The sequence below is a fragment of the Denitromonas ohlonensis genome, from assembly GCF_007625205.1.
Classification (GTDB): Bacteria; Pseudomonadota; Gammaproteobacteria; order Burkholderiales; family Rhodocyclaceae; genus Nitrogeniibacter; species Nitrogeniibacter ohlonensis.
Genome location: NZ_VMNI01000032.1, coordinates 1 through 16,425, shown reverse-complemented (window position 1 = coordinate 16,425; position 16,425 = coordinate 1). Strand labels below are relative to the sequence as shown.

At 62.6% G+C, this 16,425-nt stretch carries 10 protein-coding genes, 2 tRNA genes and 1 pseudogene; 3 read left to right on the top strand and 10 right to left on the bottom strand.

Annotation, left to right across the window (positions count from 1 at the left end; translation table 11 throughout):
- From FHP89_RS20415 to FHP89_RS20390, 6 genes are all read right to left on the bottom strand, one after another.
- Positions 1–721, bottom strand: a 721-nt coding sequence (locus FHP89_RS20415; RefSeq protein WP_144180257.1) for a flagellin N-terminal helical domain-containing protein, incomplete at its 3' end; no start/stop codon positions are given.
- A 283-nt stretch (positions 722–1,004) separates the two neighbouring features.
- Positions 1,005–4,271, bottom strand: coding sequence for a glycosyltransferase (locus FHP89_RS20410; protein WP_144180254.1), 3,267 nt, complete (start codon positions 4,269–4,271; stop codon positions 1,005–1,007).
- Between the two features lie 178 nt (positions 4,272–4,449).
- The gene (locus FHP89_RS20405) at positions 4,450–5,106 is read right to left on the bottom strand and encodes an HAD family hydrolase (RefSeq protein WP_144180252.1); all 657 of its coding nucleotides are present in this window, start codon (positions 5,104–5,106) and stop codon (positions 4,450–4,452) included.
- A 65-nt stretch (positions 5,107–5,171) separates the two neighbouring features.
- The gene (locus FHP89_RS20400; RefSeq protein ID WP_186300826.1) at positions 5,172–6,905 is read right to left on the bottom strand and encodes a GGDEF domain-containing protein; all 1,734 of its coding nucleotides are present in this window, start codon (positions 6,903–6,905) and stop codon (positions 5,172–5,174) included.
- A 189-nt stretch (positions 6,906–7,094) separates the two neighbouring features.
- Positions 7,095–7,736, bottom strand: a complete 642-nt coding sequence (locus FHP89_RS20395; RefSeq protein WP_144180246.1) for a response regulator — start codon at positions 7,734–7,736, stop codon at positions 7,095–7,097.
- Complete coding sequence (locus tag FHP89_RS20390; RefSeq protein WP_222105466.1) at positions 7,733–9,217, bottom strand: hybrid sensor histidine kinase/response regulator; 1,485 nt, start codon at positions 9,215–9,217, stop codon at positions 7,733–7,735. The genes FHP89_RS20395 and FHP89_RS20390 overlap by 4 nt, the downstream gene beginning before the upstream one ends.
- A 160-nt stretch (positions 9,218–9,377) precedes the next feature.
- On the opposite strand from FHP89_RS20390, the gene FHP89_RS20385 reads away from it, so the two are divergent.
- Positions 9,378–9,453: transfer RNA gene (locus tag FHP89_RS20385), tRNA-Thr, on the top strand.
- A 58-nt stretch (positions 9,454–9,511) separates the two neighbouring features.
- Positions 9,512–9,587: transfer RNA gene (locus FHP89_RS20380), tRNA-Met, on the top strand.
- A 306-nt stretch (positions 9,588–9,893) separates the two neighbouring features.
- On the opposite strand, the gene aceF is transcribed toward FHP89_RS20380, so the two are convergent.
- Together aceF and aceE are read right to left on the bottom strand one after the other, a co-directional pair.
- Positions 9,894–11,204, bottom strand: a complete 1,311-nt coding sequence (aceF, locus tag FHP89_RS20375; RefSeq protein ID WP_144180241.1) for a dihydrolipoyllysine-residue acetyltransferase — start codon at positions 11,202–11,204, stop codon at positions 9,894–9,896.
- Positions 11,205–11,268: 64 nt separating this feature from the next.
- Positions 11,269–13,959 carry a pyruvate dehydrogenase (acetyl-transferring), homodimeric type gene (aceE, locus tag FHP89_RS20370; protein WP_144180239.1) on the bottom strand — a complete coding sequence of 897 codons (2,691 nt, stop codon included), beginning with the start codon at positions 13,957–13,959 and terminating at the stop codon, positions 11,269–11,271.
- Between the two features lie 303 nt (positions 13,960–14,262).
- Here aceE and FHP89_RS20365 point away from each other — a divergent pair, with 303 nt between their 5' ends.
- Positions 14,263–14,724, top strand: coding sequence for an Lrp/AsnC family transcriptional regulator (locus tag FHP89_RS20365; RefSeq protein ID WP_144180236.1), 462 nt, complete (start codon positions 14,263–14,265; stop codon positions 14,722–14,724).
- Between the two features lie 123 nt (positions 14,725–14,847).
- Here the strand turns inward: FHP89_RS20365 and FHP89_RS20360 are convergent.
- Positions 14,848–15,108, bottom strand: a pseudogene (locus FHP89_RS20360) (TonB-dependent receptor); the annotation flags it as partial.
- A gap of 725 nt (positions 15,109–15,833) precedes the next feature.
- Positions 15,834–16,425: FAD-dependent oxidoreductase (locus FHP89_RS20355; RefSeq protein ID WP_186300435.1), on the bottom strand; the 592-nt coding region annotated here is incomplete at its 5' end.

The following is a 16,425-nucleotide window of genomic DNA, read 5'->3' as shown; positions in this document are numbered from 1 at the left end:
GCAGAATCTGGGCACGGGTCAGGTTGGCTGTTTCAGAGGCGAAGTCGGCGTCCATGATCCGGCTACGGGCGGCGTACTGGTTCTCGCGAGCCGTCTCAAGCTGCTGGATGGTGAATTGCATCCGGCCCATCACGCCGCCGATCGTCGAGCGATTACTGGCAACGCTGTTGAGTGCGGCATCTACTGCGGTGATGGCCGCAGCCGCAGCTGCCGTCGTGCTAATGGTTTGCGCCGTCGATGCCACGCTGGTGAAGGTTGCGCCCATGCTGTCGGCAGACCCCGCGCCAATCTGGAACGTAAAGTTACCGAACACTGATTGGTTGTTGAGTTTTGCTGCGCCTTGCAGGCGGCCGAGTTCGGTATCCAACTGGGTGTATTCCGCGTTGAGATAGCCACGCTCGGTGTCTGAGATGGTGCCGTTGAGCGATTGGACGGCCAGTTCGCGCATCCGCTGCAGCATGTCGGCCGAGGTGGCCAGTGCGCCGTCGGCAGTCTGAGCGAAGGAGATACCGTCAGAGGCGTTACGCATGGCCACGGTCAGACCGCGAGCATCGGCTTCCATTCGTTGTGCCACGGCCAGGCCGGCGGCGTCGTCACGGGCGCTGTTGATGCGCAGACCTGAGGACAAACGCTGCAGCGAGGTGGCGAGGCCTTCCTGGCTGCGGTTCAGGTTGCGCTGAGCATTCAGCGAATAGACGTTGGTGTTGATGACTTGTGCCATGGTAGTGCTCCTGTTTCATCTGGTCTGTCTGAGGATCTTGTAGGCATTGATGTGCCGGTCCCCATGGCCCTACCTACGGCGACAGAAAATAAAACTGAAGATCTTTTTTTGCTTTGCATCACACGCTGAAACCCATCGCCACAAAGGTTTTCGGCGCCGAGCCCAGAAGGGCGTCGGCGCCGAAACATGCGAAGTGGGAGTGTCGGATGGCGCGACGTTCAGGACGCATGCCGCGACAAGGATGAGGTCCGGGAGGTATGAGCCCCCCCGGTCTGACAGAGGTTCAGGGAAGGTGGTGACTTAGCCAGTCGTCGACATGTTCTTCAAGAATGTAGTTGGCCATGACCCAGTCATGAAGACTATCGCCAGCTTTGGCCGTGGCTTCCAGGTCGCCAACATGCGCACGGATCGCCTCGACCCAATCTCGTGTCGAATTGTTAACACGTGTAACGGGTGCATTGCGATAGGGCTCGACATCGGTGCAAATCACAGGCCAGCCGAGGATGCCGTAGTCAAGCAGGCGCAGGTTGCTCTTGGCTTCATTGAACGCGTTAACTTCTAAGGGCGCGACGGCGAGATCCAGATTGAGGCTGGCGAGTTTGGAGGGGTAGTCGTCGAACGAGACCCAGCCGTGATCCTCTTTGACATAGGGGCGGATCTCGTCGGGGCAAAGGCCGAAAAAGATCCAGTCCACTTCTTCATGGGTTTCGCGAACGGCCTCGGCGATAAGGGCCAAGTCACCTTGGTGCTGTTGTGCGCCGGCCCAGCCAACCCGGGGTTTTTCGCTTGTCCGGCGCAGCGAGTGAACATCCTTCCAGCGCTCCCATTCGATGCGGTTGGGGACAATACGGATGTCGTCGACCATGGTGCGAGCGAACTCCGCCAGCGGTTCGGTAGACACAATCAGTCGATGGCACAACGCGAGCGACTCGCGGACACGGGAGCGGGTGTCGCGCGACCATTGATTGAACACGCTGCTTTCTGGCGGAATGGCGGTAGACAGGTCGTCCATCGAGCCGACCACTAGTAGCTCTGGCAGGTAGTCGCGAATCTGCTGCAGCATAACGAGATGCTGGCCAGAGAACCCGTGATGGATGATGTAGCTCTTTGCGCCTTCGAGCCGTGCGATGTCTTGCAGGCTGGGAATACGGCGTTTGTCTGGCGAGGGTGGGCTAAAGACGGCGCTGAGGGCCTTGCCGGCGCGCCGGGCGGCGCGTAGTGGGGCCAGGACGCGGTATTCGCCCGCTCCCTGCACCGGGTCAGCGATGATGCGGGGGATGTCATTGATCGGCAGATGGTGCCAGGCCACTGCGCAGCCGACGTCAAGTTGCGGGCGAACGCTACCTAAAGCCAGTTTGGGATTCCATGCGGTTTCATGCGAAATGCGTGCGATGTGTCGATGCACGAAACGGCGTTCTTCGTCCAGCAAGGCGAGGCGGCGCTGTGCATCGCTGTTCTGGCGCGACGCCAGATCTTTGCCGGACAGGGGCGGGGCGTCGTCGCTGTAGTGGGCAATGGTGGCCCAAGGCGTCCAGACCAGTCGTCCATGCTCCGAAAGGCGCAGCGTTAAGTCACTTTCGCTTGTCGACAAGCCCATGGTTTCATCGTAACCGCCGACCTGCTTGAAGGCTTTGCGTGAAACCGCCAGGCAGGCCGAATTCAACACGTTGTAGTTCTGGTCAACCTGCTGCCGACCGAGGTAGCCTGGGTATTCCAGTGTTTCGTGCCCGCGGTCAGGCGAGCCAATGAACGGGTTCAGACCGACGATGCTGCCAGTGAAGTCAAGCGTGCGCTCTCCGGGAGTGATCTGCCGAGGTGCAACCGCAACGACGCCGGCGCGCTGGGCGTGACTGAGAAGGCGCGGCAGCCAGCGGTCGTCAAGTACCTGCGTGTCGTGGTGCATGAACACCAAACACTCCGCATCGCCGGCGGCGGCGCCGATGTTGTTGAGGCGGGCGCGGTTCCACTCGCCGTCGGCGTCTATGAAGCGAATGCGGTCGGCGTGTTTTGTTTCGATCTTTTCGCGCCAGGTTTGGCAGTCGGGGTCGTCACTGCCATTGTCGACGAGCAATAGCTTCAGCGGACTGTGGGTCGTGTGCTTGAGTAGGCTGTCGACGGCTGGCTCAAGGTATTCCAGGCTATTTCGGAAGGGAATGACAATATCCACGCTTGCGGCGGTGTCATGTTGGTATTCGATGCGCCATGTGGCGTGTAGTGAGCCAGGCATGACCTCGCCGGCTTCTCCATTGCGGGCCAGGTGAGCTTTGACTGCGCTCATGGCGTCGGCATCGGCGATGAGCAGGGTCGGCGAGACCGGCAGGCTAAGCAAGGGCTCTGCAATGTGGGCGATGGCGTCAATGCCAGCCGTGTCAAGCAGGCGAAGCCCAAGATCGTAGTGCGTTGCGCCACCGATTTCGCTGAAGCCGCCGGCGCTCAAGTAGGCATCACGGCGCATCCACATCGGGCCGATATAGTCGCAGCTGCGATAGAAGTCGACTTGAAAGTCTGGCTTGAAGCGGGGGTCTACGCGTTCGTCGTCGAGGCGGATGACGTCGTCGTCGGTATACAGCGCTTGAATGGCGGGTCGGGTGGCAAACTCATGGGCGATACGCCACAGGCAGAACGGGTCAAACTCGCTGCCCGGCGGCAGGTTAACCACAATGTCACCGCCGCGCTCGGTGACGACTGCGTCAAAGGCCTGTTTGGCGGTGATGTCGGTGGTGCCCAAGTTGAGCCAGTCAATATGGGGGAGGTCGGCGATGGCCGGATCTGGGCAGGCTGTTGGGGCGAGGACCGCAAGTGACCAAGCCGGATAGGGCTGCGCTGCCAAGCTATCGAGCATGTTGGCGAGCATAGCGTATTCGCTTTCGCGCACTTGAACCAGCAACTGAATCGACGGCTGGTGAGCCCAGCCAGTCATCAGTTTTTGCAGGTATTGGTAGTCGGTGTCCAGGTAGTCTCGTGCATTGAGCATGCGGGTGTAGCTTTCGTTGTGCTGTTGCGAGACTGCGTCTGGGGTGCGTCCAAGTGAGCTGGTGTCGCGCTTGGTGGCGACTACGATGATGTCATCGACCACGTTCCATAGATGGCGTTGGGCGTATGCCTTTTCTTCCGGCGGAGCATCTCGCCAGCGCGGATCGCTGATGGCGTAACTGATGTTGAATTCGAAGTCAGATTTGATGGGGTAGTGCGTGAGGCGGTTCAGTTGCCGCCAAGCTTTTGTGAAGTAGAGAAACTTGTTCTCGCAGATCGGTTGTTTGTGGGTCGGATCTTGAGCCGAGCGCATCGAGGTGTAGTACGGCGCGATCATTGTTGCTTTGGCGCCCGGTTTTAGGATGCGCCACAGCTCATCCATGAAACGAATGAATTCGTCGCCGGTGAGATGCTCAATGAAATGCGAAGAGAACACTTCATCGACCGAGTTATTGTCGAGTGGCCACGGAGTCTTGGTGAGGTCGTGGACAATGTCGGTGGATTCGGTCCTGACCGAGTCAATGCCAATGAATCCTGGACGTTTGTTGTTGCCACAAGCCAGATCAATTTTCAGCATGTTGCTGCTCCGTCATCTGAGTTCTCACGGGTTTTCGCGAATGGGGCGGATGTCGCTACGCTTCGGGCGTGCGAATCCCATGGGGTCAGTGGGTCATGTTACGCGCGCAGTGCGTTAATGCTTGTTGGAACAAGGCTGGTTTTCCCCTTCAATTAAACAAGAAGCCTCGGGCATTGGATCAGTTGTCGCGGGGTGCCAAACGAGCGGGGTCGGGTGTTGGAAAAACCTGCCACCCTGGCAGAAGTTGAGTCACCGAAATGGCGCCATAACCCCAGGTAGCGGCGAAGAACGGCAGTGCGTTGGCGCTGGCCGATTCGCCGTCTTCGAGGCGGTCGCCGACATAGGCGGCGGTGTCGGTGGAGATGGTCAGGTCGGACAACAGGCGAGCGATCATGGCGGCCTTGTTGGGCAGGCGGGGGGTGACCATGTCGAGGGCGTAGACCGAGTCGAAATAGCTGCGCCAGCCGAGCATGTCGAGAATTTTCAGGGTGGGGGCGAGGCGCTTGTTGGTGGCGATGTGCAGTATCACGCCCTGGGCGTGCAGGCTGGCGAGCATGTCGCCGACGCCGTCGTAGGCGGTGGTTTGCTTGAGGCCTTCGCCGTCGTAGGCGGCTTTGAAGTGCTCGGTGAGCGTCGCGATGGTGTTGGCGTCGTCGCTGCCGCTGAGCAGTTGCAGGGTTTCAGTAAGTGGCGGGCCGATGATGTCGGCCGTGATGGGGCGGATCGGTGTTTTGCCGGCGGCGTCAAAGGCGGCCTGGAAGCTGGCGAGAATGGCGGGGGCAGAGTCGATCAGCGTGCCGTCGAGATCGAAAATGATGTGGGCGTAACGGGGCATGGGCGGGGCGATCGTGCGGGGTGGTCGGGTCGCCATTTTGGCACGCCCGGCGGGTGTGCGCGGCGTCAGGCGACCATGACGCGATTCTTGCCGGCGCGCTTGGCGCGATACATGGCCTTGTCGGCGCGGTCGATGGCGGTTGCGGCGGCTTCTTCGGCTTCAAGGCGGGCCACGCCGGCGCTGAAGGTGATCAGCAGTTTTTGCCCTTCGGCCAGGAAGTAGCGGGTGGTGAGCGCGCGTTGCAGGCGGGTGACGGCGGCGACGGCGTGTTCGACGTCGGTGTCGGGCAGGATGATCACAAACTCTTCGCCGCCGTAGCGCCCGAGGCTGTCTTGCGGGCGAAGATTGCCGCGAATGACCTCGGCCAGGTGCTGAAGTGCGGCGTCGCCGGCGTGGTGGCCGTGGGTGTCGTTGATGCGCTTGAAGTTGTCGACGTCAAGCAGGCCGACGCAGAGCGGAACATCGCGGCGCCGCGCGCGGGAGATTTCGCGCTCAAGGGCTTCGTCGAGCCCCTTGCGGTTGAGTGCGCCGGTGAGCGGGTCGTGGCGTACGAGTTCGCTGGTGTGATGCAGCTCGCTCTGGAGTTTGCCGATCTCGACGTTGGCTTGTTCGACTTGTTGTTGCAGTGAGGTGAGGTCGTCGCGGGAGCGGCGGGCGTCTTCCTGGGCGACACGGGTTTCGCGCAGCATGTCTTCGACGACATTGCTCAGTTCGCTGATGTCTTTGGCCTCGGCGATGCGAATCGAGGAGCGCTCGAGGTTGTCATGGAAGCTGCCGGCCGATTCGCTCATGTCGGCGAGCCGGTCGACGAAGCCGGCAAGCATCTGCTTGAGGCGAAACTGCGCGTCGGTCAGCTCTTGCTTGAGGCGGCCTTGCTGGTCGATGACGTCGCGCAGGCGGCGTTCGACTTCATCAAGGATGCGGATGTCCAGTGGTTGGGCAAAGGCTTCGCTGACCACGCTGAGCTGCCCGGTGAGCCATTTGTCGTCGATGACGAGCTTGCTGATGTTGTCGATCAACAGCTGCACTAAGGCAATGAGCGCCCGCCGGATGCCGGATAGGTCTTCTCCGCTCCATTCGAGTTTGAGGATGAGTTCATGCAGATCTGTCAGCAGGGCGGGTTGCGCGCTGTGGTCGGGCCACGGGTTGAGCCGTGCGCCGAAGTGGGTGACGCGGGTTTGAAGTTCGGGAGCGTCAGCCAAGAGTGCGCCAACGCCGCGTCGCATGAGTTCATCGAGCGCGCCCGACACTTCCGGCGGGATGCCGGCGTGCGCCACTGTGCTGCTCGGCAGCGATGCCGGACCGGGCGCCGGTGCAGGTGCGCTGTCGGGGATTTTGTCTGCCGGTTCGGCGGGCTCGATGCCCGCGGTGTCGTCATCGCTGGCGCTCGATGACCAGTGTTTGATCAGATTGCTGAGGCGACTGTGAAGAATCGGTGCGGCGGTGCTTGAGGCATCCAGCACATGCTTGAGCGATTCTTTTTTGCGTGCTTTGGTGAACGCGGCGTGGTGCCGGTCCATGTGGTCGATGATCTGCTGTATCAGCGGCGCCCAAGGCACTTCCGGTGCGCCGGTGGCCTCCGAAACTTCGCGCAGAGCGGCGCGAACGGCGGGCCAGGACTGGCTGCTGATGGCTTCGTCGAAGCGTCGGGCAAAGCGTTGTTGAGCAGGGGAGGTTTTTGGCAGTTCGGACGCAATGCCGCGAAAAGCCTCCTCAGGAAAGCCGTCGATGCTTTTGGTGCCGGCAATGCGGTGATAGTAGGCGCGGTAGTTGTCGGGCGTTGGTGCGACGCGGTCCATGGCGAGTCGCTTGAGGGACTCACGTGCAATTTCGGAGGGAGTGAAAAAATCCGCCATGAGTGCGATTGCGCCTTTGAAATGAAGTGCCGACGGTACAGGTCTACATCGGATTCAAGCAGGACATCTTTAGCGTTTCTGGCGCGGCCAGCCCGGCGCACAGTGTCAGAATGTGTGCCCGCGGCGCGCCGATTATTCGACCAGGCCGAACTTCAGTCCGTAGTGGGTGAGTTCGGCATTGTTCCGCAAGCGCATCTTCTCCAGCAGGCGTGCCCGGTAAACGCTGATGGTCTTGACGCTGAGATTCAGTTCGTCGGCAATCTGGGTCAGCGTCTTGCCCGAGGCGATCATGCACAGGGTCTGGTATTCGCGATCGGAGAGTTTCTCGTGCAGCGGGCGGTCGGTGTCTTCGCCGATCGCGTCGGCCAGTTCCATGGCGAGTGAGGCGCTCACATATTTTTTGCCGCTGGCCACTTGCCGAATGGCCGTCACGAGTTGTTCGGGCGCGCTCTGCTTGGTCAGATAGCCCGCCGCGCCGGCCTTGAGCGCGCGGATGGCGTATTGCTCTTCCGGATACATGCTGAGAATCAGCACGGGCAGCTTGGGTTGCTCCTTGCGGATCAGCTTGAGTGCGTCGATGCCATTGCGGTCGGGCATGGAGACGTCCATCAGCACCACATCCCACTGGCCGTCCCGGCTCAGTTGCAGGGCTTCGACGCCGTTGCAGGCTTCGCCGGCGACTTCCATGTCTTCGATATCCGACAGAATCTGGCGCAGTCCCTGACGGACGATGGCATGGTCGTCGGCAATCATGACGCGGATGCGTTTGCTCATGAAGAAAGCTCCTGGTCCGAAGACGCGGTGGACATGTCCGAGAGCGGCAGGACGACTTGCAAGCGCGTCCCCTTGGGCATTCTGCGCGAAAAATCGACACAGCCTCCGAGGCTGGTGACCCGCTCGCGAACGCCCCGCAGCCCGAAAGAATGTGGCTTGGCCAGATCCGTGTCCGCGAGGCCAATGCCATCGTCGCCGACCTCAAGGCTGACGCCGTCGCCCGTGTGGACAAGGCGGATTTCAACATGCTCGGCCTTGGCATGCTTGCTGACGTTGGTCAGCGACTCCTGAAAAATCCGGAACAAGGCGATGGATTCCGCCTCGGGCAATTCGATGTCATCGTCGGCGCACAGCACATGGCAATGGATGCCGGTGCGCTTTGAAAAGTCTTCCGCGTGGCTCTCGATCGCCGCCGCAAGCCCGAAGTCCTTGAGGATGCCGGGCCGCAGTTCGCGGGTCACCCGGCTGACCGTGTCGATGGCTTCATCAATCAGCGCCTCGATGCTTGTTACCTGCGCCAGGCGTTGCTCCGCGGGCGCGTCCAGTCGCGAGGCCATGAGCGATGCCGAGAACTTGAGCGCGACCAGGTGACCGCCCAGCACGTCATGGACGTCACGCGCGATCCGCTCGCGTTCCTCCTCTTTGGCGTGTTGCAAGTGGTTGGACAGTGCCTTGAGGTGGTCCTGTGACGCCCTGAGCTCGGCTTCCGTCTGCTTGCTGTGGGTGATGTTCCACATCACGCCTTCCCAGATCGCCTCGTGCATGGGGCCACGGCGCACCGAGCCACGCACGTTGATCCATTTGGTGTCCCCGGCGCCCGTCTGGATGCGCCCCTCCCAGTTGAGGCGTCCGCCCGTGCTTGCCGACGAAGCGAGCGCGTCATCCAGGGCTTGGTGATCGTCGGGGAGCAACATGCGGGAGAAGTGCGCCCCGTCTTCGCAAAGCTGTTGCGCCGACACCCCCAGCAGCATGTCCGTGGCGTCGCTCGCGTAGGCAAAGCTGAGCTGGCCGCTGGCGTGTCGGGTCATCTGGAAGATCACCCCCGGCGTACTCGCGGCCACGGCCTGAAATCGCGCATCGGCTTCGTGCTGCGCGGCGAGCGCCTGCCGGCTTTGGCGGCGGTTCTCCGCTTCGCGGACCTCACGCTCCACGGCCGGTATCAGGCGTTCGAGCTGATTTTTGGAGAGATAGTCGTGCGCGCCGGCGCGCATGGCGGTAATCGCGGTCTCTTCGCGAATCACCCCGGACACGATGATGAAGGGCACATCCAGCTCAAGTTGCTTGATGATGCCCAAGGCCGAAATGGCGCTGAAGCCCGGCAGATCGTGATCGCTGATCACCACATCCCAGTTGCGTGATCGCAGCGCCGCCTCGGTTTGATCCGGCGTATCGACCCGCAGAACGTCAAGCGTGTAACCGCTGCTGCGAAAGCGATGGACCAGCAACAGCGCGTCGTCTTCGCTGTCTTCAATAAGGAGCACGCAAAGGCGTGGGCCTCGTGGTGACTCTGCGGGCATCGTTGGATTCCGTGGCTGAGGGCGGCGTTCTTGAAATCAATGTCTCGATTATGCCGTGCGACCGTCTGGCGGCCAAATCTGACAATGCCCACGCGCGCCAGCTTGCGCTATAATCCAGCCCCTTGCCGGTTTAGCTCAGTTGGTAGAGCAACCGCCTTGTAAGCGGTAGGTCGCGGGTTCGACTCCTGCAACCGGCACCAGTTATAAAAATTAGCCTTGACGACGCTAATTAATTAGTCTAAAGTTTCGTTTCTCTGACGCGGGGTGGAGCAGTTGGCAGCTCGTCGGGCTCATAACCCGAAGGTCGTAGGTTCAAGTCCTACCCCCGCAACCAAATTTGTGCAAAAACCCAATCACTTCACGGTGGTTGGGTTTTTTGTTTTTGTTTTGCGGTCGGCATCTGGATGACGTGTTTGGCGATAACGCGTGTCGCTCGGGTGGAATTTACGGCTCAGCGGTCCGGGGGCTGTCGAGCGTTGGTGCGGCTGCGGAGGTCAGGCCTGAGTTATTTCGTCTTGATGACTTGCGCGTGCTGTCGTGTCCGCTGGTGTCCCATCCCGGCACGCGTGCAATCCCGTCGATCAACGTGCGCTCGGAGCGCGGCTGATCGACGATTGCGTCGCGTGCCGGTGAAATCGACCTATGACCCGTCCAGGCTGACACGGCGGAAGTCGCCGAGCAGTTGTTGCAGGTACACCAGAAAGCGCGCGGCCATGACGCCGTCGATGACGCGGTGATCCCAGCTCAGACACAGCGGAAGAATGAGGCGGGGGACGAAGGTCTGGCCGTTCCAGACCGGTTTCATCTGTGAGCGCGTGACGCCGAGGATCGCGACTTCCGGGGCGTTGATGATCGGCGTGAAGCCGGTGCCACCAATCCCGCCGAGACTCGAAACGGTAAAGCAGCCGCCGCTCATGTCGGCTGGGCCGAGCTTGCCGTCGCGTGCTTTCTTGGCGAGGGCGCCGGCCTCGTCGGCGATGGCATAGAGGTTCTTCTTGTCAGCATCGCGGATCACCGGCACCACCAGCCCGTTGGGCGTGTCGGCGGCGAACGCGATGTGGTAGTACTGCTTGGTGATGAGCTTGTCGCCGTCGATACTGGTGTTGAACTCGGGGAATTTCTTCAGCGCAGCCACACTGGCCTTGATCAGGAAAGCCAGCAGGGTGAGCTTGGCGACCTCCGGGTTCTTGGCGTTTTCGGTGTTGATTTGCTGACGGAAGGCTTCCAGATCGGTGATGTCGGCGTCGTCGAAGTTGGTGACATGGGGAATCACCACCGAGTTGCGCGACAGATTGGCGCCGGAAATCTTTTTGATGCGCGACAAGGGCGCGGTGTCGATAGGGCCAAATTTGGCGAAATCGACTTTCGGCCAGGGCAGCAGATCAAGCAGGGTACCCGGCGCGGCTTGCGCCGCCTTGGCCGGCGTGGCGGCGCCTTGCATGATCGCCTTGATGTGCGCGATGACGTCCTCGCGAGTGATGCGACCGTTGCGTCCGCTCGCCTTGACGCCGGCCAGATCGACGCCGTGTTCGCGGGCGTACTGGCGCACTGAGGGGCTGGCGTGGGTGCGCTTGCCCGAGGCTGGCGGTGCCGAGACGGCTTCCGGTGCGGCCGGCGGCGGGACTGCGGCGGCGGGCGCAGGGGCCGGTGCGGCGGGGGCGGGTGTGGCAGCTGGGGCCGGTTCGGCGGGTGCGGTGGCGCCGGCCGCGTCGGTGGCTTCGATACGCGCCAGGGCGCTGCCTTCGGACACGCGGTCGCCGACCTTGACCAGCAGCTCGCGCACCACGCCGGCCTGCGGGCTGGGCACGTCCATGGTGGCCTTGTCGGATTCGAGCGTGACGATGGCGTCGTCGGCGGCGACGGTGTCGCCGACCTGCACCAGCAGCTCGATGACCGGCACATCGTTGTAGTCGCCGATGTCCGGCACGTTCACATCTATCAGTCGGCTCATGTCTCTACCTCGAACGGAGTGGTGAGGGGGGCGCGGGGTGCCCCGCGCCGCCACCAATGTGGTCTCAGGCCAGCGGGCTCGGCTTGTCGGCGTCGATACCCAGTTTCTCGATCAGGCCGTCGAGCGTCTCGCGCGGCAGGCTGCCCTCGGCGACCAGGCTCTGGAGCGCGGCGAGCGTGATGTAGCGTTCATCGACCTCGAAGAAGTCGCGCAGCGCCACGCGGGTGTCCGAGCGGCCGAAGCCGTCGGTACCGAGCACGGTGAAGCGGCCGGGGACCCAGTTGCGCACCAGGTCGGGGTAGCTGCGCATGAAGTCGGTGGCAGCCACCACCGGGCCCTGTCGGCTCGACAGTTGCTGCGTCACCCACGGGGTGCGCGGCGTCTCGGTCGGGTGCAGCAGATTCCAGCGGTCGCAGTCCAGGCCGTCCTTGCGCAGCTCGGCAAAGCTGGTGGCGCTCCACACGTCGGCGGCCACGCCGAAGTCGGCCGCCAGCCGCGCGGCGGCGGCCTGCACCTGGCGCAGGATGCTGCCGCTGCCGACCAACTGCACGCGCGGCGCTTTCTTGTCCTTGTTCTCGCTGAGCAGGTAGAGGCCGCGGCGGATGCCTTCTTCGGCGCCCACCGGCATGGCCGGCTGCGGATAGTTCTCGTTGTACAGCGTGATGTAGTAGAAGGCGGTTTCGCCGTCGCTCATCATGGCGCGCACACCGTCCTCGATGATCACCGCCACTTCGTAGCCGAAGGCCGGGTCATAGGCGCGGCAGGTGGGGATGGTGGCCGCGTAGATGTGGCTCTGGCCGTCCTCGTGCTGCAGGCCTTCGCCCGACAGCGTGGTGCGCCCGGCGGTGGCGCCGAGCAGGAAGCCACGCGCCTGGCTGTCGGCGGCGTTCCAGATCAGGTCGGCGACGCGCTGGAAGCCGAACATCGAGTAGAAGATGTAGAAGGGCAGCATCGGCTCGTCGCTGTGCGAGTAGGCGGTGCCGGCGGCGATCCACGAGGCCATCGAGCCGGCCTCGGTGATGCCCTCTTCCAGGATCTGGCCCTTGGTGTCCTCGCGGTAAAAGGCCAGCTGTTCGCTGTCCTGCGGGGTGTAGTTCTGGCCCCAGGGCGAGTAGATGCCGTACTGGCGGAACATGTCCTGCATGCCGAAGGTGCGCGCCTCGTCGGCCACCACCGGCACGATGCGCGGGCCGAGCTGGCTGTCGCGCATCAGCTTGTTGAGCAGGCGCACGGCGCCCATGGTGGTGGAGATCGAGCGGTCGCCCGAGTCGGCATGGAAGGGCACGTAGATGTCCGGCTGCTTGAGCGGCATCGGGCGCGCCGTGCTGCGTCGGGTTGGCACATAGCCGCCGAGCGCGGCGCGGCGTTCCTGCAAATAGCGCACTTCATCGCTGTCCGCGCCGGGGTGGAAGTAGCGCAGCTCGTCCAGGTCGGTGTCGGTCAGTGGCAGCCCGAAGCGCTCGCGGAAGCGCCCGAGGTCTTCGCGCGCCAGCTTCTTGGTCTGGTGCGAGGTGTTGGCGCCCTGGCCGGAGGCGCCCATGCCGTAGCCCTTGGTGGACTGCGCGAGGATCACCGTCGGCTGGCCGCGATGGGCCACGGCCGCGGCATAGGCGGCGTAGATCTTGGCCGGATCATGGCCGCCGCGCTTGAGCTGGTCGATGTCGTGGTCCGACATATTGGCCACCAGCGCGGCCAGCTCCGGGTAGCGCGAGAAGAAGTGCTCACGGTTGTAGTGGCCGTCGGTGGCGGCCAGTTTCTGGAACTCGCCGTCGACCGCTTCGGCCATGCGGCGCAGGATCCAGCCTTCGCGGTCGCGCGCGAAGAGCACGTCCCAGTTGCTGCCCCACAGGCACTTGATGACGTTCCAGCCGGCGCCGGCAAAGAGGGTTTCGAGCTCCTGCACCACGTTGCCGTTGCCGCGCACCGGGCCGTCGAGGCGCTGCAGGTTGCAGTTGACCACCAGCACCATGTTGTCGAGCTGCTCGCGCGCGGCGAGCGAGATGCCGGCCAGCGATTCCGGTTCGTCCATTTCGCCGTCGCCGACGAAGGCCCACACCCGGCGGTCGCTGGGCGCGCCGATGCCGCGGTTTTCCATGTAGCGCTGGAAGCGCGCCTGGTAGATGGCGCTGATCAGGCCGAGGCCCATCGAGCCGGTCGGGAACTGCCAGAAATCGGGCATCAGCGTGGGGTGCGGGTAGGACGACAGGCCCCGGCCGATGCCGCCCGACACCTCGCGGCGGAAGTGTTCGAGGCGGTCTTCGGACAGCCGGCCTTCGAGGAAGGCGCGGGCATACACGCCGGGCGAGGCATGGGCCTGGAAATACACCAGATCACCCGGATGCGACTCGGTGGCGCCACGGAAGAAGTGGTTGAAGCCGACTTCGAACAGGTCGGCAATCGACGCGTAGGTGGCAATGTGACCACCCAACTCGGCATGCGTCTTGTTGGCGCGCGACACCATGGCCAGCGCATTCCAGCGGTGGATGGCGGTAATGCGCGCCTCCATGTCGAGGTCGCCGGGGTAGGGCGGTTGGGCCTCGACGCCGATGGTGTTGCGGTAGGGCGTGGTGTGGCGGGTGTGGAAGCGCCCGCCGGCGCGCCGGCCCGATTCGATCAGCCGGTCGAGCAGGTATTCGCTGCGAGCCAGACCGTCGCGTTCGATGACTTCGGCCAGGCTGTCGAGCCAGTCGAGGGTTTCGTCCGGATCGCTGTCGGTGGCCGGATTGAGGATGGGCTGTTGCGAAATCGGTGTCATGGCCCTCGGGCTCCTTGAAAAGACCGCACGCGTGATGAGGCAAGACGCGGTGATGGGGGTTGCAGGTTGCGATTCAGTCTAATGTGCTGATCCGGCGAATCGATTGTCCTAGTTCACTGGAATCGATTTTTTGGACGGAGGCGCCCACGGCCGTCGCGCCTGACCGTCGCACCGCCGGGCACACAGCAAACTGTAGCCTCAGAGGGTGGTCGATTTGTTGCTAAATGGACTGAATAAGTGCTTGAATGAGCAATAAAATCACTTCGGGGTAACGCAGTGCGCAACAAAAGAAACGCGGCAGCGATGGACCAGACGGACATCGCGTTGCTCAACCGCTTGCAGGCCGATGCCCGCATCACTAACGTCGCCCTGGCCGAGAGCGCCCACCTGTCGCCCGCGCCCTGTCTGCGTCGGGTGCGCGACCTGGAAACCTCGGGCGTGATCCGCGGCTACGTGACCTTGCTCGACCCCGAAGCGGTCGGCCTGGATATCTCGATGTTCATCCAGGTGAGCCTCGAAAAGCAGGTCGGCAGCGCGCTGCGCGTGTTCGAGGAAACCATCGACAGCTACCCCGAAGTCATGGAGTGCTACCTCATGACCGGCGACTCGGACTACCTGCTGCGCGTGGTGGCGCCCGATCTCAAGGCGCTGCAGAGCTTCATCGTCGACCGGCTGGCGCGCATCCCGCATGTGTCCAACATCCGCTCGAGCATGACGCTCAAGCAGGTCAAGTACAAAACCGCGTTGCCGATCGAATTGGCCTGAATAGCGATGGCTCTGGCGTAGCCCATCCGTAGCCCGGATGCAGCGCAGCGGAATCCGGGGGCGGTGGTGCGCTTGGCGATGAGTCCCGGAGTCGGGCCTGCAGCCCTCGGCCGGGCTACGCTAGCTGAACTCCTTGTCCAGCATCTGCAGCAGGCGCGCCCGGCTCACATAGCGATCCACATGCCCGTAGATATCGTCGCTCACCGCCATGTCGTAGGCCGACATGGTCTTGGCAATCGTCCCCGCCGCCGCGCCTACCGAGAAAAACCGCCGCGCCACCTCCTGACCCGCCCCGATCTCCACGATGGAGCCGTACTTCAACTTGTCGAGGTTGATGGCGAGGGCTTTCTGGTCGGTGGAGAGCGTGGCGTCGCGTTTGCGCATGCCAGGGGTCTCGGCAGTGTCGGGTGAAGCCCCGAGTTTACACCGACGGCCACGTAGGGCGGATAAGCGCAGCGTCATCCGCCGGTTTGCGGTCCCGGTAATCACTGGTGTCGGAAGGCGCTTCGCTTTTTCGACCTACGCGGGCTCGAAGTCGCTGCGCAAGTTGTTGGCGCTTGCTACCTTCGAGATTCGATAAATGCCAGAACAAACATGAGCGTACCGATGATCAGCAGAGATATCCATGTCGCGTTTTCGCCGAATACTTGTTGAAGATTCCAGAGCAACCGGCTAAAGAGCCGAGACTCTGGATCCGCCACTGGCGAAACGAGTTGATCGCTCGCTGCCAGTATGAAGAAGCATATGCCGAGAGCGAAGAATGCTCTTGAGTTTCCGGTCATTTCTATAATCTGTGGATCATGTGGGGGCCAAGGTGCACATTCTTACTGTTCGGGGAGAATGTTCTCTGAATTGGGATCTGCTCGATTTCGGTATAGAAATTTTTGCCTTGGGGAACCAAGTCGCCAATCACTTCGCGAGATATGATATCCAGGTTTTTCGTTGGGTGTTCGGCGAAAGTTCGATAACGGAGTTGTCTCCACGCGTGAGTCTTGGGCTCTGCCCGACGGCCCTCGCCGGGCGGCAAGTCGCCTCTGAAAGAGAAACGGCGACCTCGCGGTCGCCGTTTCTCTTTGGTGCCGTCCCGATTGAGGCGGCGCCGTAACTGCTTATTTCTTCTTCCGCGCCGGCGGCACATCCGTACAACTGCCGTGCGCCACTTCGGCGGCCATGCCCACGGTCTCACCCAGGGTCGGGTGCGGGTGGATGGTCTTGCCGATATCCACGGCGTCCGCGCCCATTTCGATGGCCAGACACACTTCGCCGATCATGTCGCCAGCCGAGGGGCCGACGATGGTGCCGCCGATGACGCGATGGGTTTCCGCATCAAAGATCAGCTTGGTGAAGCCGTAGTCAGCGCCGTTGGCGATGGCTCGGCCCGATGCCGCCCAGGGGAACTTGGCGGTCTCGACCTTCTTGCCTTCGGCCTTGGCTTGCGCCTCGGTGTAGCCGACCCAGGCCACTTCCGGGTGCGTGTAGGCCACGCCCGGAATCACGGTGACGTCGAAGGCGGACTTTTCGCCGGCGGCCACTTCGGCGGCCACGTGGGCTTCATGTACGGCCTTGTGGGCGAGCATGGGCTGTCCGACGATGTCGCCGATGGCGAAGATGTGCGGCACGTTGGTGCGCATCTGCGCATCGACCGGGATGAAGCCGCGATCGGTGACGATCACGCCGGCCTTGTCGGCGCCGACCTTCTTG

Bases quoted from the DNA above. Each gene is read 5' to 3' on its own strand.
- FHP89_RS20410 (WP_144180254.1), bottom strand. From the start codon at position 4,271: ATGCTGAAAATTGATCTGGCTTGTGGCAACAACAAACGTCCAGGATTC.
- FHP89_RS20405 (WP_144180252.1), bottom strand. From the start codon at position 5,106: ATGCCCCGTTACGCCCACATCATTTTCGATCTCGACGGCACGCTGATC.
- FHP89_RS20400 (WP_186300826.1), bottom strand. From the start codon at position 6,905: ATGGACCGCGTCGCACCAACGCCCGACAACTACCGCGCCTACTATCAC.
- FHP89_RS20395 (WP_144180246.1), bottom strand. From the start codon at position 7,736: ATGAGCAAACGCATCCGCGTCATGATTGCCGACGACCATGCCATCGTC.
- aceF (WP_144180241.1), bottom strand. From the start codon at position 11,204: ATGAGCCGACTGATAGATGTGAACGTGCCGGACATCGGCGACTACAAC.
- aceE (WP_144180239.1), bottom strand. From the start codon at position 13,959: ATGACACCGATTTCGCAACAGCCCATCCTCAATCCGGCCACCGACAGC.
- FHP89_RS20365 (WP_144180236.1), top strand. From the start codon at position 14,263: ATGGACCAGACGGACATCGCGTTGCTCAACCGCTTGCAGGCCGATGCC.